Raw genomic sequence first — 15,094 nt, 5'->3', positions numbered from 1 at the left:
CCGGGAGCACAAACTAGGCCTTGCCCGCTTTCCTAGCACGGCTGAGTTCCTGGTACCAGTAGAAGGACTGTTTCGGGGTGCGCGCCTGGGTGTCAAAGTCCACATGGACCAGTCCGAAGCGTTGTGAATATCCGGCCGCCCACTCGAAGTTGTCCATGAGGGTCCACACGTAGTAGCCCCGGAGGTCCACGCCGGAAGCGATCCCGCCCGGAGCGGTGGCATCAAGGGCTGCCCCAAGGTGCGTGGCCAGGTAGCGCACCCGCTCCTCGTCCTGCCATGTTCCGGACACGGTCTCGGGCTCAGGGAAGCTGGCGCCGCCCTCGGTGATGAACACCGGCGGCAGTACTTCGCCGTACCGGTCGCGGAGCTCTTTCAGCAGGACACCCAGATGATCCGGCGCCACAGGCCAACCAAACCCGGTGCTGTCGTATTCCGGGTAGCCCACCTCGTGGAAGGGCAGTCGCGCCACCGCTTTGTGGACATCTGCCGGGATTGATGCTGCGCCGCGTCCCAGGGCCACCTTCACGGGGAAGTAGTAATTCAGGCCGTAGAAGTCCAGTGGCTGGTGGATGGTCCGCAGATCGGCGTCGGAGATCCTGCCGATGGAGCGCAGCCATGGCTTGGCATACAGGGGAAGCTTCGGGTAGCGGCCCAGCAGCACGGGATCTGCGTAGATCCGGTTCATCAGCAGGTCATAGAGGTGGGCTACGAGCCGGTCACCTATCTTGCCGCTGGCGGGCCGCACGGGCGCGTGCAGGTTGGTCACCCCGATGCCTCCGGTTACGCCGGCTGCCCGCAGTGCCTGCGCACCAAGGCCGTGGGCCAGCAGTTGGTGGTGAATGGACGGGAGTGCGTCGAACATGAGCGCATGGCCGGGGGCATGCACGCCCAGGGCATAGCCGTTCAGGGTCACCGAGACGGGTTCGTTCAAGGTGACCCACTGCGCCACACGGTCCCCGAAGCGTTCGCCCGCGGCACTGGCATATTCGCCGAAGCGCTCGGCTGTCTCCCGGTTCATCCAACCGCCGCGGTGTTCCAGCGGCAGCGGGGTATCCCAGTGGTAGAGCGTAGCCATCGGGCTGACCCCGGCCGCAAGCAGCTGATCCAGGAGCCGGTCGTAGAAGTCCAGGCCTTCTTTGTTGAAACCGCCGCGCCCTTCGGGTTGGATCCTCGGCCAGGACAGTGAGAAGCGGTAGGAGTCCACCCCAAGGTCCTTCAGCAGGGCCACGTCCTCCGGCAGCCTGTTGTAGTGGTCGCACGCCACGGCGGGGGAGTGGCCGTCCACGATGGCGCCCGGCTTCTCGGCGAAGGCGTCCCAGCCGGAGGGCCCCCGCCCGCCGTCGGCCAATGCTCCTTCAATCTGGAAGGCAGCAGCGGCTACCCCCAAAGTGAACGACGCCGGCATCCGGCTGGCGAGTTCGGTCGCCGAGTCTGTGCTTTCCAGGGTCATGCCCCTATCATCCATTCGGTTGGGACCAGGGGCAATGGCCCCGGAAGAAGCACCCGCAGCCGGGCGTGAGCGGCGCCGATTCGCTTCTGCCGCCAAATTCCGGCATACTAGATGAGTTGTTCAAGCGCTTCTTCGCGTCCCGATCCGGATAATGCCGGATGCCAGGGTCCAAGTGGAAGACCAAACATAACCCACTCCCCATGGAATAGCGGATTTGTATGCGTGCACAGCGCGACACGCCCGACCGCGGGGGTCGGTTGCGCCGGCAAGGTGAGGAACCCGGATTCATCCGGATTCAGCTTGTGCGGCGGGTGGTAGTTACGACTTCAAATGCTTCGGCAGCCATACAACGAGAAATGAACAGGGCAGCCCTAACCAGGGGAAGCACAGACTGAAAGAGAGTCAGGCGACATGGCGGGACAAAAAATCCGCATCCGGCTGAAGTCATACGACCACGAGGTCATTGACGTTTCAGCACGGAAGATCGTTGAGACGGTCACGCGCGCAGGCGCAACGGTAGTGGGCCCCGTGCCGCTGCCTACGGAGAAGAACGTGTACTGCGTGATCCGCTCTCCGCACAAGTACAAGGACAGCCGCGAGCACTTCGAAATGCGCACGCACAAGCGTCTTATCGACATCATCGATCCCACGCCGAAGGCTGTTGACTCGCTCATGCGTCTCGACCTGCCGGCTGACGTGAACATCGAAATCAAGCTGTAGGGAGGTGCTGAGAGACTATGACCGCAACCCGTAACGTAAAGGGCCTGCTGGGCACGAAGCTCGGCATGACCCAGGTCTGGGACGAGAACAACAAGCTCATCCCCGTCACTGTGGTCCAGGCAGATTCGAACGTCATCACCCAGCTGCGCAACGCAGAAGCTGATGGCTACGTCGCCGTTCAGATCGGCTACGGCCAGATCGATCCCCGCAAGGTCACCAAGCCGCTGGCTGGTCACTTTGAAAAGGCGGGCGTCACGCCTCGCCGCCACGTCGTCGAACTCCGTACCGCAGATGCTGCTGAGTACGAGCTGGGCCAGGAGCTCTCCGTAGAGGTCTTCGAAGCCGGCCAGAAGATCGACGTCATCGGCACCACCAAGGGTAAGGGCTTCGCCGGTGTTATGAAGCGTCACGGCTTCCACGGCGTTGGAGCTTCCCACGGTGCCCACAAGAACCACCGTAAGCCCGGTTCAATCGGTGGCGCATCCACCCCGAGCCGCGTCTTCAAGGGCATGAAAATGGCCGGCCGCATGGGCGCCGTTCGTCACACCACGCTGAACCTCACGGTCCACGCGGTTGACGTCGAGAAGTCGCTGCTCCTTATCAAGGGTGCCGTTCCCGGCGCCCGCGGCCAGGTCGTCCTCGTACGCACCGCCGTGAAGGGAGCCTAGTCCAATGGCTAACACTGTCCAGGTTGACCTGCCTGCAGAGATCTTCGACGTCCAGACCAACGTGCCGTTGCTGCACCAGGTTGTCGTTGCCCAGCTCGCTGCTGCTCGCCAGGGTACCCACAAGACCAAGACCCGCGCTGAAGTTTCCGGTGCAGGACGTAAGCCGTTCAAGCAGAAGGGCACCGGCCGCGCCCGTCAGGGTTCAATCCGTGCTCCTCACATGACCGGCGGTGGCGTTGTCCACGGTCCCACCCCGCGTGACTACAGCCAGCGCACCCCCAAGAAGATGATTGCTGCTGCACTGCGCGGCGCACTGTCTGACCGGGCACGCAACGGGCGCATCCACGTTGTCGCCGAGCTGGTAGAAGGCTCCAAGCCTTCCGCCAAGGCTGCACTTGCAGCGCTGCGCGGCGTCTCCGACCGCAAGAACCTGCTGGTCGTCATCGAGCGCGCCAACGATGTTGCAGCACTGTCCGTGCGCAACCTCGCCGGTGTTCACGTTCTGTACGCAGACCAGCTGAACACCTACGACGTTCTCGTGTCTGATGACGTTGTCTTCACCAAGGCTGCCTACGACGCATTCGTTGCCGGCAAGGCAGTGGCAAAGAATGAGGAGGATGCCAAGTGAGTGCAGCCACCATCAAGGATCCGCGCGACGTCGTGCTTGCACCCGTCGTGTCGGAAAAGAGCTACGGCCTGATCGACGAGGGCAAGTACACCTTCCTGGTGGACCCCCGTTCGAACAAGACCGAGATCAAGCTGGCCGTGGAGAAAATCTTCTCCGTCAAGGTCGACTCGATCAACACCATCAACCGTGCCGGTAAGCGCAAGCGCACCAAATTCGGATGGGGTACCCGCAAGAACACCAAGCGTGCGATTGTCACCCTCAAAGAAGGCACCATCGACATCTTCGGCGGTCCGCTCTCGTAGCGGAGACCACTTTAACGAGGAAATAAATTATGGGAATCCGTAAATACAAGCCGACTACCCCGGGCCGTCGTGGCTCGAGCGTAGCGGACTTCACCGAAATCACGCGGTCGACTCCGGAAAAGTCGTTGGTACGTCCGCTGCCCAAAAAGGGCGGCCGTAACAACACCGGTAAGATCACCACCCGTCACAAGGGTGGCGGACACAAGCGCCAGTACCGTCTGATCGACTTCCGTCGTCACGACAAGGACGGCGTGGACGCCCGCGTTGCTGAAATTGAGTACGATCCGAACCGTACGGCTCGCATCGCCCTCCTGCACTACGTTGATGGCACCAAGCGTTACATCATCGCCCCGAACAAGCTGTCCCAGGGTGACTTCGTAGAGGCCGGCGCCAACGCTGACATCAAGCCTGGCAACAACCTGCCCCTGCGCAACATCCCCGTGGGTACCGTTATCCACGCAGTTGAACTGCGTCCGGGTGGCGGCGCCAAGATGGGCCGCTCCGCCGGTGCATCCATCCAGCTTGTTGCCAAGGAAGGCCGTTTCGCCCAGCTGCGTCTGCCTTCCGGCGAAATCCGCAACGTTGACGTGCGCTGCCGCGCAACCGTCGGCGAGGTCGGCAACGCCGAGCAGTCGAACATCAACTGGGGCAAGGCCGGCCGCATGCGCTGGAAGGGCGTCCGCCCGACCGTCCGTGGTGTCGCCATGAACCCGGTTGACCACCCGCACGGTGGTGGTGAGGGTAAGACGTCCGGTGGACGTAACCCCGTCAACCCCAACGGTCAGCGGGAAGGCCGCACCCGCCGCCCCAACAAAGAGAGCGACAAGCTTATTGTTCGTCGCCGTCGTACTGGCAAGAACAAGCGATAGGAGCCTGGACACATGCCACGCAGCCTGAAAAAAGGTCCTTTCGTCGACCAGCACCTCTTTGTGAAGGTAGCCAGGGAAAACGAAAAGGGCACCAAGAACGTCATCAAGACCTGGTCCCGCCGTTCGATGATCATCCCCGACATGCTCGGACACACGATCGCCGTACACGACGGACGCAAGCACATTCCGGTGTTTGTCACTGAGTCGATGGTCGGGCACAAGCTCGGCGAATTCGCTCCCACGCGGACATTCCGCGGCCATGTCAAGGACGACCGTAAGGGCAAGCGCCGCTAGGCGCCTGCACTTACGTCAAAGACGAGAGAAGGAAAGCAATGGAAGCCAAGGCAATTGCGCGCCACATCCGCGTAACGCCTATGAAGGCCCGGCGCGTCGTCAACCTTGTTCGTGGATTGCAAGCGAATGAGGCTCTGGCAATTCTGAAGTTTGCCCCCCAGGCAGCTTCGGAGCCGGTATTCAAGGTAGTACAGTCGGCAATCTCCAACGCCCGGGTCCTCGCGGACCGCGACGGCGTGGCGTTTGACGAAGGTGACCTCATCATCAGCGAAGCGTTTGTTGATGAAGGCCCGACCATGAAGCGGTTCCAGCCGCGTGCCCAGGGTCGTGCATTTCAGATCAAGAAGCGCACCAGCCACATCACCGTGGTAGTCGCTACCCCGGAGAAAGAGGAGGCTCGCTAAGTGGGACAGAAAGTAAACCCGCACGGGTTCCGACTCGGCATCACCACCGATCACGTATCGCACTGGTTCGCTGACAGCACCAAGGCCGGCCAGCGGTACAAGGACTTCGTTCGCGAAGACATCCGCATCCGCCAGCTCATGTCCACGGGCATGGAGCGCGCCGGTATCGCCAAGGTTGAGATCGAGCGCACCCGTGACCGCGTCCGCGTGGACATCCACACGGCCCGTCCCGGCATCGTCATCGGCCGCCGTGGAGCAGAAGCAGACCGCATCCGCGGCGAGCTCGAAAAGCTCACCGGCAAGCAGGTCCAGCTGAACATCCTCGAGGTCAAGAACCCCGAGATGGAAGCCCAGCTTGTTGCCCAGGGCGTTGCTGAGCAGCTGACTTCACGTGTGGCGTTCCGCCGCGCAATGAAGAAGGCCATGCAGTCTGCGCAGCGTGCAGGTGCCAAGGGCATCCGTATCGCCTGCTCCGGTCGACTGGGTGGCGCTGAAATGTCCCGCTCGGAGTTCTACCGCGAAGGCCGTGTGCCCCTGCACACCCTCCGCGCGAACATCGACTACGGCTTCTACGAAGCCAAGACCACCTTCGGCCGCATCGGCGTGAAGGTCTGGATCTACAAGGGTGACGTCACCGCCAAGGAACTGGCCCAGCAGGCCGCTTCCGCCCCGTCCCGTGGCCGCGGTGCCAGCGACCGTCCGGGCCGCCCGGGTGGCGCTGACCGTGGTGACCGCCGCCGTCGCAACGACCGCCCGGCCGCTGACGCAGCTCCTGCTGCCGAGGCTCCGGCAGCTGAGGCAGCTGCAGCCGCACCGGCACAGGCTGTAGAAGGAGGACAGGCTTAAATGCTTATCCCACGTCGAGTCAAGCACCGTAAGCAGCACCACCCGGGTCGTTCCGGCGCTGCTACGGGCGGCACCAAGGTCTCCTTCGGTGAGTACGGCATCCAGGCCCTGAGCCCGGCATACGTCACCAACCGTCAGATCGAGTCTGCCCGTATCGCGATGACACGCCACATCAAGCGTGGCGGTAAGGTCTGGATCAACATTTACCCGGACCGTCCCCTGACCAAGAAGCCTGCCGAAACCCGCATGGGTTCCGGTAAGGGTTCACCGGAATGGTGGGTCGCAAACGTCAAGCCGGGCCGGGTTCTCTTCGAGATCTCCGGTGTCGAGGAATCGGTAGCCCGCGAGGCACTGCGCCTGGCAATCCACAAGCTCCCGTTGAAGGCACGCATTCTGCGTCGCGAAGGTGGTGAATAGAAATGGCAGTAGGATCCAAGGATCTGGCTCCCGCACAGCTGGACGGTTTCGACAACGAGCGTCTCGTTGAAGAACTCCGCAAGGCCAAGGAAGAGCTGTTCAACCTGCGTTTCCAGTCCGCCACCGGACAGCTGGAGAACCACGGTCGTCTGCGCGCGGTAAAGAAGGACATCGCCCGCATCTACACCGTTCTCCGTGAGCGCGAGCTGGGCATTCGTGCCGAGGTTGCCGCACCGGTTGTGGAAGCCAAGGAAGAGAAGAAGTCCAAGAAGGCCGCAACCAAGAAGGCCGAGCCGGCTGAAACGGTTGAGACCGAGGAGGATGCCAAGTGAGTGAAAAGGACGAGAACGTGACGGAAACTGCTACCGCAGCCACGGCTGAGCAGCGCGGTTACCGCAAGACGCGTCGCGGCTACGTGGTCTCTGACAAGATGGAAAAGACCATCGTTGTCCAGGTTGAAGACCGCGTGAAGCACGCCCTGTACGGCAAGGTCATCCGCCGTACCTCCAAGGTGAAGGCTCACGACGAGAACAACACCGCCGGCATCGGCGACCTCGTTGTTATCGCCGAGACCCGCCCGCTGTCCGCCACCAAGAACTGGCGGCTCGTGGAAATCCTCGAGAAGGCCAAGTAGCACCTGCTGCTTCGGTAACCGGAAACCCCTGCTCCCCTGGGAGCGGGGGTTTCCGCTTTAACGGCGTGGACGCGTGGAGACCGCACGACGGCGGCGCTGCGGCTTCCCGGGGGAGTGGCACGCAAGGTGCGCCGAAAGAATTCTGCGCATGGCGCCGTCGTGCCCCCCGCGACGCTCTCTCACTTAACGTCGGTTTTTGGCCGATGCTCTCTCACTTTCCTGAGGACAGTGAGAGAGCGATGACCGAAAAGGCGCATTAAGTGAGAGAGCGTCCGACGGCGGGGAGCGGCACCAGAGGTGGGCCGTCAGGCTGCGGTGCGTAACGGCGTCGTCCGCCTTGCGGGGGAGCGCCGGCGGTGATATGGGGACTGGCCGGAACTGTGCTAAGATTTTGAGTTTGTATGGCGCCTTTCGTGCGCCGTCATCAACCTCGTAAACAAGCGTGCCACGGCATAGTGCCCCCTTGCGCCCAGGAGCAGTCCTGGACCGGATGGGAGCAACTGCTTCTGGCACGGGAGTTTAGGCCTGGTCTGGCAAAATCCAGGCAGGTCAAGAGACACCCCGATCAACCGTTCCGCAAGGCTCATTCCGTAGGAAGATTTTCGGTCTGAGAACCGGCGCGACGCAAGGAGTAAATAGTGATTCAGCAGGAGTCGCGACTCAAGGTCGCCGACAACACGGGTGCTAAGGAAATCCTTACCATTCGCGTTCTCGGTGGATCTGGCCGTCGCTACGCAGGCATCGGTGACGTCATTGTCGCCACCGTCAAGGATGCAATCCCGGGCGGCAACGTAAAGAAGGGCGATGTTGTCAAGGCAGTCATCGTCCGTACCAAGAAGGAACGCCGCCGTGCGGATGGTTCCTACATCAAGTTTGACGAGAACGCAGCTGTGATCCTGAAGGGCGACGGTGACCCCCGCGGTACCCGTATCTTCGGACCGGTTGGTCGTGAACTCCGTGACAAGAAGTTCATGAAGATCGTTTCTCTGGCTCCGGAGGTGCTCTAGTCCATGGCTTCTAAGATCAAGAAGGGTGACCTCGTTCAGGTCATCACTGGCGCCAAGGCTGAGCGCGGCGGCGACCGCGGCAAGCAGGGCAAGGTCCTGCGTGTTTTCACCGACACCAACCGCGTGTTGGTTGAAGGCGTTAACCGCGTAACCAAGCACACCAAGGTCGGTCAGTCGCAGCGCGGCACCAAGACCGGTGGCATCGAGGTTGTTGAAGCCCCGATCCACATCTCCAACGTGGCTCTGGTTGACCCGTCCACCAAGAAGCCCACCCGCGTCGGCTTCCGCACTGAGACCGTTGAGCGTAACGGCAAGCAGCGCGAAGTCCGCATCCGCGTGGCCAAGAGCTCAGGGAAGGACATCTAATGACTGAGACTCTCGAGACTCCGGCAACGAAGATCGTTCCTCGTCTGAAGACCAAGTACGCCGAATCCATCAAGAGCACGCTCATTGAGGAATTCAAGTACCAGAACGTCAACCAGGTTCCCCGCCTCGTGAAGGTCGTTGTGAACATGGGTGTTGGAGATGCCGCCAAGGACTCCAAGCTGATCGACGGCGCTGTCCGCGACCTCACCCAGATCACCGGCCAGAAGCCGCAGGTAACCAAGGCCCGCAAGTCGATCGCACAGTTCAAGCTGCGCGAAGGCATGCCCATCGGTGCGCACGCTACCCTGCGTGGCGACCGCATGTGGGAATTCCTGGATCGTCTTGTCACCCTGGCACTGCCCCGTATCCGCGACTTCCGCGGACTGAGCGGCAAGCAGTTCGATGGCAACGGCAACTACACCTTCGGTCTGACCGAGCAGGTTATGTTCCACGAAATCGACCAGGACAAGATCGACCGCGTCCGCGGTATGGACATCACGGTTGTTACCACTGCCAAGACCGATGACGAAGGCCGTGCGCTGCTCAAGGCGCTTGGTTTCCCGTTCAAGGCCGAAGACTAATCTAACTACGTAAAAGGTCCGGCGGCACGGCCCTGACTCCGGTCAGGGAAGCTGCGCCGCGGAAACCGTTACGAGGAAGGGCAAGAGCCCACCATGACAATGACAGATCCTGTCGCAGACATGCTTACGCGTCTGCGCAATGCAAACTCGGCATACCACGACACCGTGACCATGCCGTACAGCAAGCTCAAGGCACGCGTCGCCGACATCCTCAAGGCCGAAGGTTTCATCGCCGGCTGGAAGGAAGAGGACGCTGAGGTTGGCAAGAAGCTGACCATCGAGCTCAAGTTCGGACCGAACCGCGAGCGTTCAATCGCTGGCGTTCGCCGTATCTCCAAGCCGGGCCTGCGTGTTTACGCAAAGTCCACCAACCTGCCGCACGTGCTCGGTGGCCTGGGTGTCGCAATCCTGTCCACCTCTTCCGGCCTCCTGACTGACAAGCAGGCCGGCAAGAAGGGCGTGGGCGGCGAAGTCCTCGCGTACGTCTGGTAACGGGAAAGGAAGAGAATAATGTCACGTATTGGACGTCTCCCCATCACCGTTCCTGCCGGCGTTGAGGTCAAGGTTGACGGCTCTGTCGTCAGCGTCAAGGGATCCAAAGGCGAGCTGAACCACACTGTGGCCAGCCCGATCGAGGTCACCCTGGATGCAGACACCCTGACTGTCGCCCGCCCGAACGACGAGCGCGCCTCCCGTTCACTCCACGGCCTGACCCGCACCCTGATCTCCAACATGATCGAGGGCGTCACCAAGGGCTACGAGAAGAAGCTTGAAATCGTCGGTACCGGTTACCGCGTTCAGGCCAAGGGATCTGACCTTGAGTTCGCTCTCGGTTTCAGCCACCCGGTCAATGTCTCCGCACCGGAGGGCATCACCTTTGCAGTTGAGACCCCGACCAAGCTCTCTGTTTCAGGTATCAACAAGCAGCAGGTCGGCGAGGTTGCTGCCAACATTCGCAAGCTGCGGAAGCCGGACCCCTACAAGGGCAAGGGCATCCGTTACGCCGGCGAAGTCATCCGCCGCAAGGTCGGAAAGGCTGGTAAGTAACCATGGCCATCTCAATTAACAAGAAGCGTACGAACAAGAGCAAGTCTGCTTCGCGCAGCCGCCGCCAGCTTCGTATCCGTAAGCGCATCTCCGGTACGTCTGTACGTCCGCGTCTGGTCGTCAACCGTTCCGCACGCCACGTATTCGTCCAGGTTGTCGATGACACCAAGGGCCAGACCGTAGCGAGCGCCTCCACTCTGGAAGCCGACCTTCGTGCATTCGACGGCGACAAGACTGCCAAGGCCAAGCGCGTTGGCGAACTCGTCGCAGAGCGTGCCAAGGCTGCCGGTATCGAAGCTGTTGTCTTCGACCGCGGTGGTAACAAGTACCACGGCCGGATCGCCGCCGTCGCTGACGGTGCACGTGAAGGTGGGCTGTCACTGTGACGGAAGCAAACAAGGAAAAGGACACTGTGTCTGCAGATCAGAAGGCTACTGAAGCCGTAGCTGCCGCTGAGACCACTGCCCCCGCAGCTGCCGATGACCGCCGTGGTGGCGCTCGTCGCGGCGAGCGTGGCGACCGTGGCCAGGGCCGCGGCGACCGTGGTGGCCGTGGCGGCCGCGATGGCGGCCGTGAAGCCGAGAAGAGCCAGTTCGTAGAGCGCGTCGTTACCATCAACCGCGTTTCCAAGGTGGTCAAGGGTGGTCGTCGCTTCAGCTTCACCGCCCTGGTCGTCGTCGGTGACGGCAACGGTATGGTCGGCGTTGGCTACGGCAAGGCTAAGGAAGTTCCTGCCGCAATCGCAAAGGGCGTAGAAGAAGCTAAGAAGTCCTTCTTCCGCGTTCCCCGCGTTGGCAGCACCATCCCGCACCGCGTTCAGGGTGAGGCTGCCGCAGGCGTCGTAATGCTGCGTCCGGCCTCCGCCGGTACCGGTGTTATCGCCGGTGGCCCGGTCCGTGCAGTACTGGAGTGCGTGGGCATCCACGACATCCTCTCCAAGTCGCTCGGTTCCTCCAACGCCATCAACATCGTTCACGCGACTGTTGACGCCCTGAAGCGCCTCGAAGAGCCGGCAGCAGTGGCAGCACGCCGCGGCCTGCCCCTCGACGAGATCGCTCCGCCGGCACTGGTGAAGGCCCTTCTGAACATGAAGGCAGGTGCCTAGTCATGGCTAAGAACCTGATTCCCTCCGACGCGCAGTTGGAGATCACTCAGATCAAGTCCGCCATTGGCGGCAAGCAGAACCAGCGCGACACCCTGCGGTCCCTCGGCCTGAAGCGGATCGGACAGACTGTTGTCCGCACCGCCGATGCCGTGACTGTTGGAATGCTCAACACGGTTCCGCACCTGGTAAAGGTAGAGGAGGCGAAGTAAATGGCAGAGAACACTGCTGATAAGGCACAGGCTGCTGAGAAGCAGAACGCCCTGAAGGTTCACCACCTGCGTCCCGCCCCGGGTGCCAAGACCGCCAAGACCCGTGTTGGTCGTGGTGAAGCATCCAAGGGTAAGACCGCTGGCCGTGGCACGAAGGGTACTGCAGCCCGCTACCAGATCAAGGCTGGCTTTGCCGGCGGCCAGCTGCCGCTGCACATGCGCCTGCCCAAGCTGCGCGGCTTCAAGAACCCGTTCCGGGTCGAGTACCAGGTTGTAAACCTGGACAAGCTCAACGAGCTGTTCCCCGAAGGTGGCGCAGTCACCGTGGAGAACCTGGTCGAAAAGGGTGCCGTTCGCAAGAACCAGCCCGTCAAGGTGCTGGGCACCGGCGACATCACCGTCAAGGTTGACGTCACCGCCCACGCATTCTCGGCCAGCGCCGCTGAAAAGATTGCCGCAGCAGGCGGAAGCACCACCGCTCTCTAGAGCCGGTGGGCGCCAAGCCCGTTGTTGAACTCCCGGTCCCGGGGCTACGGCCCCGGGACCGGGAGTTTTTTCCATCCGCCCGGCGTTTTTTCGCCGCCATCCGGCGCAGCGCCGCTTCCGCGGATTGTTCGCAGGGCGCATACACCCGTTAGACTCGGTTGTTGGGATTCATCGATCCCCATCACACCACTCTTATAGACACCACAGGAGGACGCTTGCTTAGCGCATTTGGCCGGGCCTTTCGCACGCCTGATCTGCGACGCAAGTTGTTGTTCACGCTGGGAATCATCACCATCTTCCGCTTGGGTGCCTTCATTCCCTCGCCTGGTGTGAACTACCAGAACGTGCAGCAATGCTTGCAGGGCGGTCAGACGGCAGGCGGGCTGTACCAGCTCGTGAACCTGTTCAGCGGCGGAGCCCTGCTGCAGGTGTCCATCTTCGCCCTGGGTATCATGCCGTACATCACGGCAAGCATCATCGTCCAGTTGCTCCGGGTGGTCATTCCCCGGTTCCAGGAACTGTACGAGGAAGGCGCGTCCGGCCAGTCGAAACTGACCCAGTACACGCGCTACCTCACCATCGCGCTCGGCCTGCTCAATGCCACCACCCTGGTATCGCTGGCGCGTTCCGGCCAGCTGCTGCCGGGCTGCAACCTGCAGATCATTCCCGACAGCAGCGTGATCACCACCATCCTGATCATCATCACCCTGACGGCCGGCACCGGCCTGATCATGTGGATGGGCGAACTCGTCACCGAGAAGGGCGTGGGCAACGGCATGTCGCTGCTGATCTTCACGTCCATTGCTGCCACCTTCCCCACCTCCCTGGGCGCCATCTGGACCTCGCAGGGTCCCGGCACCTTCTTTATCGTCGTTGCCGTGGGCCTGCTCACCGTGGCCCTGGTGGTCTTCGTTGAGCAATCGCAGCGCCGCGTTCCTGTTCAGTACGCAAAGCGAATGATTGGCCGCCGGACCGTGGGCGGCACCAGCACTTACATTCCCATCAAGGTCAACATGGCCGGTGTCATCCCGGTGATCTTCGCTTCCTCCATGCTGTACCTGCCGGGCCTGATTGCGCAGTTCAACCAGCCCAAGCAAGGCGAGCAGCTCCAGCCGTGGGTGGAGTGGATCAACAACAACCTGGTCCGCGGTGACCAGCCGATCTATATGGTTCTGTACTTCGCCATGATCGTGTTCTTTACCTACTTCTATGTCGCGATCACCTTCAACCCTGAAGAGGTCTCGGACAACATGAAGAAGTACGGCGGCTTTATCCCGGGTATCCGCGCGGGTAAGCCGACCGCTGACTATCTGCAGTACGTGCTCTCCAGGATCACCCTGCCAGGAGCCCTGTACCTGGGCTTCGTGGCGCTGATTCCGCTGGTTGCACTGGTACTGATCAACGCGAACCAGAACTTCCCGTTCGGTGGCACCTCGATCCTGATCATGGTGGGCGTGGGTCTGGAGACCGTCAAGCAGATTGACGCACAGCTACAACAACGTCACTACGAAGGGCTTTTGCGATGACGAGAATGCTGATTATTGGGCCTCCGGGCTCCGGAAAAGGAACGCAGGCGGAACGGATTTCAGAACGCCTCGGCGTTGTGGCCATCTCCACCGGCGACATCTTCCGTGCAAACGTGAAGGGCGAAACGCCGCTTGGCATCGAGGCCAAGAAGTACATGGACAACGGCGACTTCGTTCCGGACAGCGTGACCAACAAGATGGTGCGGGACCGGCTCAGCGAGTCCGACGTCGAAAACGGCTTCCTGCTGGACGGCTACCCCCGCACCACCGCCCAGGTGGACTACCTGGACGAGATCCTCGCCAAGGGTGAGGAAAAGCTCGACGTCGTCCTGCAGTTGACTGCCGACGATGAGGAACTGGTGCACCGGCTGCTCGGCCGGGCCAAGGAAACGGGCCGGAGCGACGACAACGAAGCCGTCATCCGCCACCGCCTTGACCTGTACCACGAGCAGACCGAAGCCGTGGTGGCCAAGTACGCAGAGCGCGGCATCCTCACCCAGGTGGACGGCATCGGCCCCATCGACGAGGTCACCGACCGCGTGATGCAGGCCATCAAGGCAGCGCAGGCAGCCTGATCCAGGCGGCAGTTATCCGAGGCTCCTCCCGTCATCCGGGAGGAGCCTCAGCCATTTGAAAGAAGGAACACCATGGCCTTTGGCCAGCCCCGCATCGAATACAAGACCAATGCCCAGATGCGCATCATGCACGAGGCAGGCCTGGTCCTGAGCCGCGCGCTTGACGCTGCCGTTGCCGCGGCCGTGCCCGGAGTGACCACCAAGCACCTGGACGACGTCTTCGCCGCCGTGCTGAACGAGGCGGGCGCAAAGTCGAACTTCCTCGGCTACCACGGCTTTCCGGCCACGATCTGCACCTCCGTCAATGAGGAAGTGGTGCACGGCATCCCCGGCAGCCGCGTGCTCAAGGACGGGGACATCATCTCGATCGACGGCGGCGCGATCGTGAACGGCTGGCACTCCGACTCCGCCAGGACCGTCATCGTGGGCACCGCCGATCCGGAGGACCAGCGCCTGTCTGACGTGACCAATGCAGCCATGTGGCGCGGAATCGCGGCACTGGCCACTGGCAAGCATGTGGGTGACATCGGGGCCGCCATCGACGATTACGTTTCCGCAGTCCCCGGCAAGCCGTTGGGGATCCTCGAAGATTACGTAGGCCACGGCATCGGCTCCGAAATGCACATGGCCCCGGATGTGCTGAACTACCGCACCAGCCACCGTGGACCCAAGATCCGGCCCGGCCTCTGCCTCGCGATCGAGCCCATGCTGGTCCGCGGCGGCATCGACACCGCTGTCCTTGAGGACGACTGGACCGTGGTGACCACGGACGGCCAGCGCTCCTGCCAGTGGGAGCACTCAGTGGCTGTCCATGAGAAGGGCATCTGGGTGCTGTCAGCGCCCGACGGCGGCGCGGAGCACCTGGTGCCCCTCGGGGTCACCCCGGTGCCGGTCCCGTAGCCCCGCGGCCTTCCTGCCCAGGCAGAAGCGCCGGCTGCCGTTGTGATTCCACAACGGCAG

At 62.1% G+C, this 15,094-nt stretch carries 24 protein-coding genes; 23 read left to right on the top strand and 1 reads right to left on the bottom strand.

Features of this window, described 5'->3' with window-relative positions; translation table 11 throughout:
* Positions 1–13 precede the first annotated feature (13 nt).
* On the bottom strand, positions 14–1,450 hold the full coding sequence (locus PV768_RS19875; protein WP_421093986.1) for a GH1 family beta-glucosidase: 1,437 nt from the start codon (positions 1,448–1,450) through the stop codon (positions 14–16).
* A 411-nt stretch (positions 1,451–1,861) separates the two neighbouring features.
* Here PV768_RS19875 and rpsJ point away from each other — a divergent pair, with 411 nt between their 5' ends.
* From rpsJ to map, 23 genes are all read left to right on the top strand, one after another.
* The gene (gene rpsJ / locus PV768_RS19870) at positions 1,862–2,170 is read left to right on the top strand and encodes a 30S ribosomal protein S10 (RefSeq protein ID WP_003803825.1); all 309 of its coding nucleotides are present in this window, start codon (positions 1,862–1,864) and stop codon (positions 2,168–2,170) included.
* 17 nt (positions 2,171–2,187) lie between these two features.
* Positions 2,188–2,838, top strand: a complete 651-nt coding sequence (gene rplC / locus PV768_RS19865) for a 50S ribosomal protein L3 (protein ID WP_013601833.1) — start codon at positions 2,188–2,190, stop codon at positions 2,836–2,838.
* A 4-nt stretch (positions 2,839–2,842) separates the two neighbouring features.
* Positions 2,843–3,466 carry a 50S ribosomal protein L4 gene (gene rplD, locus PV768_RS19860; protein ID WP_104998635.1) on the top strand — a complete coding sequence of 208 codons (624 nt, stop codon included), beginning with the start codon at positions 2,843–2,845 and terminating at the stop codon, positions 3,464–3,466.
* Complete coding sequence (gene rplW / locus PV768_RS19855; RefSeq protein ID WP_102975110.1) at positions 3,463–3,768, top strand: 50S ribosomal protein L23; 306 nt, start codon at positions 3,463–3,465, stop codon at positions 3,766–3,768. The genes rplD and rplW overlap by 4 nt, the downstream gene beginning before the upstream one ends.
* Before the next feature lie 29 nt (positions 3,769–3,797).
* On the top strand, positions 3,798–4,637 hold the full coding sequence (gene rplB / locus PV768_RS19850; RefSeq protein WP_066277871.1) for a 50S ribosomal protein L2: 840 nt from the start codon (positions 3,798–3,800) through the stop codon (positions 4,635–4,637).
* Positions 4,638–4,649: 12 nt separating this feature from the next.
* Positions 4,650–4,931, top strand: coding sequence for a 30S ribosomal protein S19 (gene rpsS / locus PV768_RS19845; protein WP_003803803.1), 282 nt, complete (start codon positions 4,650–4,652; stop codon positions 4,929–4,931).
* 38 nt (positions 4,932–4,969) lie between these two features.
* Entirely contained in the window at positions 4,970–5,335 is a 366-nt protein-coding gene (gene rplV / locus PV768_RS19840; RefSeq protein ID WP_009358304.1) for a 50S ribosomal protein L22, read from the top strand.
* Positions 5,336–6,181, top strand: coding sequence for a 30S ribosomal protein S3 (gene rpsC, locus PV768_RS19835; protein WP_321214079.1), 846 nt, complete (start codon positions 5,336–5,338; stop codon positions 6,179–6,181). It begins immediately after the preceding gene.
* Positions 6,182–6,598, top strand: coding sequence for a 50S ribosomal protein L16 (rplP, locus tag PV768_RS19830; RefSeq protein ID WP_013601829.1), 417 nt, complete (start codon positions 6,182–6,184; stop codon positions 6,596–6,598).
* A gap of 2 nt (positions 6,599–6,600) precedes the next feature.
* Positions 6,601–6,930, top strand: coding sequence for a 50S ribosomal protein L29 (gene rpmC, locus PV768_RS19825; RefSeq protein WP_013601828.1), 330 nt, complete (start codon positions 6,601–6,603; stop codon positions 6,928–6,930).
* Complete coding sequence (gene rpsQ, locus PV768_RS19820; protein ID WP_013601827.1) at positions 6,927–7,232, top strand: 30S ribosomal protein S17; 306 nt, start codon at positions 6,927–6,929, stop codon at positions 7,230–7,232. Before rpmC ends, rpsQ begins: the two co-directional genes overlap by 4 nt.
* Positions 7,233–7,870: 638 nt before the next feature.
* Complete coding sequence (rplN, locus tag PV768_RS19815; protein ID WP_009358299.1) at positions 7,871–8,239, top strand: 50S ribosomal protein L14; 369 nt, start codon at positions 7,871–7,873, stop codon at positions 8,237–8,239.
* Positions 8,240–8,242: 3 nt separating this feature from the next.
* Complete coding sequence (gene rplX, locus PV768_RS19810) at positions 8,243–8,605, top strand: 50S ribosomal protein L24 (RefSeq protein ID WP_102975106.1); 363 nt, start codon at positions 8,243–8,245, stop codon at positions 8,603–8,605.
* On the top strand, positions 8,605–9,186 hold the full coding sequence (rplE, locus tag PV768_RS19805; RefSeq protein WP_102975105.1) for a 50S ribosomal protein L5: 582 nt from the start codon (positions 8,605–8,607) through the stop codon (positions 9,184–9,186). The genes rplX and rplE overlap by 1 nt, the downstream gene beginning before the upstream one ends.
* A 93-nt stretch (positions 9,187–9,279) precedes the next feature.
* Positions 9,280–9,678, top strand: a complete 399-nt coding sequence (gene rpsH / locus PV768_RS19800) for a 30S ribosomal protein S8 (protein ID WP_041652213.1) — start codon at positions 9,280–9,282, stop codon at positions 9,676–9,678.
* A gap of 18 nt (positions 9,679–9,696) precedes the next feature.
* Complete coding sequence (rplF, locus tag PV768_RS19795) at positions 9,697–10,233, top strand: 50S ribosomal protein L6 (RefSeq protein ID WP_050054319.1); 537 nt, start codon at positions 9,697–9,699, stop codon at positions 10,231–10,233.
* A gap of 2 nt (positions 10,234–10,235) precedes the next feature.
* Positions 10,236–10,619, top strand: a complete 384-nt coding sequence (gene rplR, locus PV768_RS19790) for a 50S ribosomal protein L18 (RefSeq protein ID WP_421093985.1) — start codon at positions 10,236–10,238, stop codon at positions 10,617–10,619.
* Entirely contained in the window at positions 10,616–11,338 is a 723-nt protein-coding gene (gene rpsE / locus PV768_RS19785; RefSeq protein WP_104998631.1) for a 30S ribosomal protein S5, read from the top strand. Before rplR ends, rpsE begins: the two co-directional genes overlap by 4 nt.
* 2 nt (positions 11,339–11,340) lie before the next feature.
* Positions 11,341–11,547, top strand: coding sequence for a 50S ribosomal protein L30 (rpmD, locus tag PV768_RS19780; protein ID WP_078027228.1), 207 nt, complete (start codon positions 11,341–11,343; stop codon positions 11,545–11,547).
* Positions 11,548–12,033 (top strand): 50S ribosomal protein L15, encoded by a 486-nt coding sequence (rplO, locus tag PV768_RS19775; RefSeq protein WP_157241606.1) that lies wholly within the window; start codon positions 11,548–11,550, stop codon positions 12,031–12,033.
* A 215-nt stretch (positions 12,034–12,248) separates the two neighbouring features.
* Positions 12,249–13,559 carry a preprotein translocase subunit SecY gene (secY, locus tag PV768_RS19770; RefSeq protein WP_421093984.1) on the top strand — a complete coding sequence of 437 codons (1,311 nt, stop codon included), beginning with the start codon at positions 12,249–12,251 and terminating at the stop codon, positions 13,557–13,559.
* Between the two features lie 5 nt (positions 13,560–13,564).
* A complete protein-coding gene (locus tag PV768_RS19765) occupies positions 13,565–14,134 on the top strand; it encodes an adenylate kinase (protein ID WP_197432583.1) in 570 nt (189 codons plus the stop codon).
* A 72-nt stretch (positions 14,135–14,206) separates the two neighbouring features.
* Positions 14,207–15,034, top strand: coding sequence for a type I methionyl aminopeptidase (gene map, locus PV768_RS19760; RefSeq protein WP_157241608.1), 828 nt, complete (start codon positions 14,207–14,209; stop codon positions 15,032–15,034).
* The last annotated feature ends 60 nt before the right edge of the window (positions 15,035–15,094 follow it).

Source organism: Pseudarthrobacter sp. CC4, from assembly GCF_048957775.1.
Lineage (GTDB): Bacteria > Actinomycetota > Actinomycetes > Actinomycetales > Micrococcaceae > Arthrobacter.
The sequence above is the reverse complement of the archived record's forward strand: the minus strand, read 5'-3'. Positions and strand labels throughout refer to the sequence as shown.